We start from the raw sequence: 3,587 nt of genomic DNA on the forward strand, positions 1-3,587 counted from the left end.
CAGCTCGAGCACCGCCTCGGAGCTCTCCGAGTCGAGGTTGCCGGTCGGCTCGTCCGCGAGCAGCACGCGCGGCTGCGAGACGACCGCGCGCGCGACCGCGGTGCGCTGCCGCTCACCGCCGGACAGCACGGTCGGCGGGAAGTCGAGTCGGTGGGACAGCCCGACTCGCTCGAGCGCGGCCACCGCGCGGTCGCGCCGCTCCGCACGGGGGACGCCGCTGTAGATCGTCGCGAGCAGGACGTTCTCGAGCACCGAGCGGTGCGGCAGCAGGTGGAACGCCTGGAACACGAAGCCGATGTGCCCGGCACGCAGCGCGGCACGCTCACGCTCGCTCGCGTGGGCGGTGGGGATGCCGTCCAGCAGGTACTCGCCGTCCGACGGGCGGTCGAGCAGGCCGAGGAGGTTGAGCAGCGTCGACTTCCCCGAGCCCGAGGGCCCCACGACGGACAGGTACTCGCCCGCGCCGACGCTGAGGTCGGCGGGGTGCAGCGCGTGCACGGGCGGGTCGCCGGGGAACTGGCGCGTCACGCCGCGCAGCTCCACGACCGGCGGGACCTCCGACGGCGACGCCGAAGGAGCGTCGTCGAGCAGGTCCAGGACCGTCACGCGTCCTCCCCGGACTCGTCCGACGTGTCGGGGGTCGCGTCCGCCGTCCGGTCGCCGTCGTCCTGCGCGCTCACACCGACGACGACGAGGTCGCCGGCCTTCAGCGGCTCCTTGGCCTCGGTGATCTCGACGAAGCCCGAGGCCGCGAGACCCGTGGTCACCTCGACGAGGGTGCTGGTGCCGCCCGACATCACCTCGATCCGGCTCTCGCCGCCCGGCCCGGCCGTGAGGGCGGCGAGCGGCACCGCGAGGACCTCGCCGTCGGTCGAGCTGACCGGGACGCGGACCCGCACGTTGCTGCCCTGGATCGACGCGAGCTGCTCGGGGGTCAGCTCTCCCACCGTGAAGACCACCTTGCGGCGGTCGCCCGTCGGCGCCTTGGCGCCGTCGTCGGACCCCCCGCCCGACGCGGCGTCGGGCTTGGTGTCCGGGTCCGTGACCTCGGCGACCGTCACGGCGACGTCGGTGCCGTCGACGCTCATGGTGCCGACGGTGCCGGTGGCGAGGAGCTCGGCATCGGCGCGCGACGCGGTTGCGGTGACCTGGACGGTCGCGCCGGAGACGCTCATGAACTTGCCCTGCACGACGCCGCCGCGCTGCACGGACACGGCGTCGACGCGGCGGGGCAGCGACGGCAGGTACACGACCTCGTTGGAGGGCAGCGGGGTCAGGGCGTCGGACTGCGCCTCGGCGAGCGCGTCACGCGCCGCCTTCAGCTGGTCCTGCGCCGCGCGGACCGCGTCGCGCTCGATCGTGGTGTCGGGCACCACGTCGAGCGCGCTGCGAGCGGCCCGGGCGTTCGCGACGGCGTTCTCTGCCGCGAGGATGCCGGGCGGGGTGCACTCGGGGTTCGGCGCGTCGGTGGGGGCGACGGGAAGGGCGCACTGCTGCCGGAGGTAGTCCAGCTGGGCCTCGGCCTCGCGCACCGCACCGTCCGCCTGGGTCACGGCGGCACCGTCGGCGGTCCCGGGCTTCCCCGCACCGGCGAGGGCGGCCTGCGCCGTGCGCACACCGGCCTCCGCGCTGGCCACGGCCTCCTGTGCGCTGCGCACGGCCCCGGTGACCTCCTCGCCGCCGGTCGGCGCCTCGTAGCCGACCTTCTGGTAGAGGGCGCGCACCCCGGCGGCGGCCGTGGAGTCGTAGGTGGCGCCGGCCGGGTCGCCGCCGTCGATCCCGACCGCGCGCAGGGCGGCCTTGAGCTGCTGCACGTCCGGCCCGGAGACGCCCGAGCGCAGCGTGCGGTACGTGGGCAGGTCGCCCGGCAGGGCGATGACGGGGCGGCCGGCGACCTCGAGCACGACGGCCGCGGCGTCGATCGTCTCGCCGACCTCCTTCACCTGGCCGGTCACCACCGCAGGGCCGCCCAGGTCGCCGACCTCGATCTGCAGGTCGACGGGGTCGTCGTAGCCGACGTCGCCGCGCAGGACCACCTCGTTGCCGATGACCCGACTCTCGACCGGCACCGTGATGGGCCCGGCGGTGGGTGGTGCGGCGTTGGCCGCCGCCTGGCCGGGCGAGACGATCAGGCGCGAGAGGCCGAGCCCCGCTGCGAGGCAGACCACGGCGACGACGGCCATGGCGACGATGGTGCGGCGGCCGCCGCTGACATGGCTGGAGACCTTGCTCACGATGAACTCTCTACTCGGGGCGTCGCGTCACTCGGACGCGGTCTGCTTGTCGACGAGCGCCTCGAGCTGTGCGCCGTACTTCTCCCACAAGCGCTTCTCGACGGCGAGGTTCGCGGCCTTGACGGCGGCGTAGTACCCCGCGGAGTCCTTGCACTTCCAGTCGGCGGTCGCCAGCGCGATCTCCTTCTCCTTCAGCTCGGCCATCTTCGTGGCGTCGGGCTGGTAGTCGAAGTTCGCGAGCTCTTCCTCGGTGGCGTTCTCGGGCGGTGCCGCCGACTCGTAGATGCCGTTGAGCTCGTCGTAGATGCTCTGCTGCGCCTCGTCCGGGGTCGTGAAGTCGTACCCCGCGTCGGCGATGCACGACGCCCACTTCTCCTGCGCCTCGCGGAGCTTGGGGTCGTCGGCCATGTTCTCGTACTCGGTGCTCATCTCCTCGTTGAGCGCCTGCATCGCCGGGTCGTCCCAGATCTGGTTCTGCTCGTAGACCTCGTGCTGGGCGCTGCCCTGGCACCCGGCCTCTTCCCAGTTGTACTCGTACTCCATGTCCGCGTCGGGGTCGGCGTCGGGGTCGACCTCGGGAGGCGTGCCGTACAGGGCCTCGTAGAACGCGGTCTGCTCGCCCTCCGACATGCCGGCGACGTAGTCCGCGTTGGGGTCGACCCACTCCTCACCGTTGTCCCCGCCGCCGAAGAGGTCGTCGCCCGTCGAGGCCCCGTAGCCGTACTGCTCCGCGAACTCGCGCGACTCCCAGTCGGGTGCGTCGTCGCCGTCCATGACGCGCGAGACGTTCTGCGGCTCGTTCGGGACGTACTCGAAGCCCTGCTCGCTCATGCAGGCCGCGATGAGCTCCTCGACCTTCCGCTGCTGCGCGTCCGCCTCGTCCTGGTCGTAGGAGCCGCCCACCTTCTCCCAGAACGCGGAGAGCGGGCCGGTCTCGTCGTCGGACGGCGACGACCCGCCGTCCGTGCAGCCCGTGAGGACGAGTGCCGCGACCGCGGCGACGACGGGCAGGACGGTGGTACGACGCATCGGTGGGCCTCTCGGAAAGGGGTCGCGACGAGCGAGGATCGTGCACTCGGTCAGGGCGCCCGCGACGGGCGTCACACCGACCCTAGCGAAGCTCCGGTTGCGCCGTGGTCATTCTGGGGTATGAGGCGTCCGAGGGGGTTGGCATCCTCAGGGCGGGTGTCGGCGGCGGCCGTCGTCCGGTCCGCCCGGTCCGCCCGGATGCGCGACGACGGCTCCCGTGCGCGCGCCGACCCGCCAGGGGCGGGCCGGTCGTGGTCCGCGGGCCGTCGCGTCGCCGCGGTCAGCCTGCGGGGGGTGCCGCGACGGCCACCGCGAACGCGGGTG

The 3,587-nt window shown here is 73.5% G+C and carries 3 protein-coding genes; all 3 read right to left on the bottom strand.

Features of this window, described 5'->3' with window-relative positions; all coding sequences use genetic code 11:
* The coding region (locus J7523_RS20000; RefSeq protein ID WP_291890491.1) for an ABC transporter ATP-binding protein at positions 1–606 on the bottom strand (606 nt) is incomplete at its 3' end.
* Complete coding sequence (locus J7523_RS20005; RefSeq protein WP_291890493.1) at positions 603–2,234, bottom strand: hypothetical protein; 1,632 nt, start codon at positions 2,232–2,234, stop codon at positions 603–605. The genes J7523_RS20000 and J7523_RS20005, both read right to left, overlap by 4 nt.
* 27 nt (positions 2,235–2,261) lie before the next feature.
* Entirely contained in the window at positions 2,262–3,263 is a 1,002-nt protein-coding gene (locus J7523_RS20010; RefSeq protein ID WP_291890495.1) for a hypothetical protein, read from the bottom strand.
* Positions 3,264–3,587 lie beyond the last annotated feature (324 nt).

Source organism: Cellulomonas sp., assembly GCF_017744555.1.
Lineage (GTDB): Bacteria > Actinomycetota > Actinomycetes > Actinomycetales > Cellulomonadaceae > Cellulomonas.

Bases quoted from the DNA above. Each gene is read 5' to 3' on its own strand.
- J7523_RS20010 (WP_291890495.1), bottom strand. From the start codon at position 3,263: ATGCGTCGTACCACCGTCCTGCCCGTCGTCGCCGCGGTCGCGGCACTC.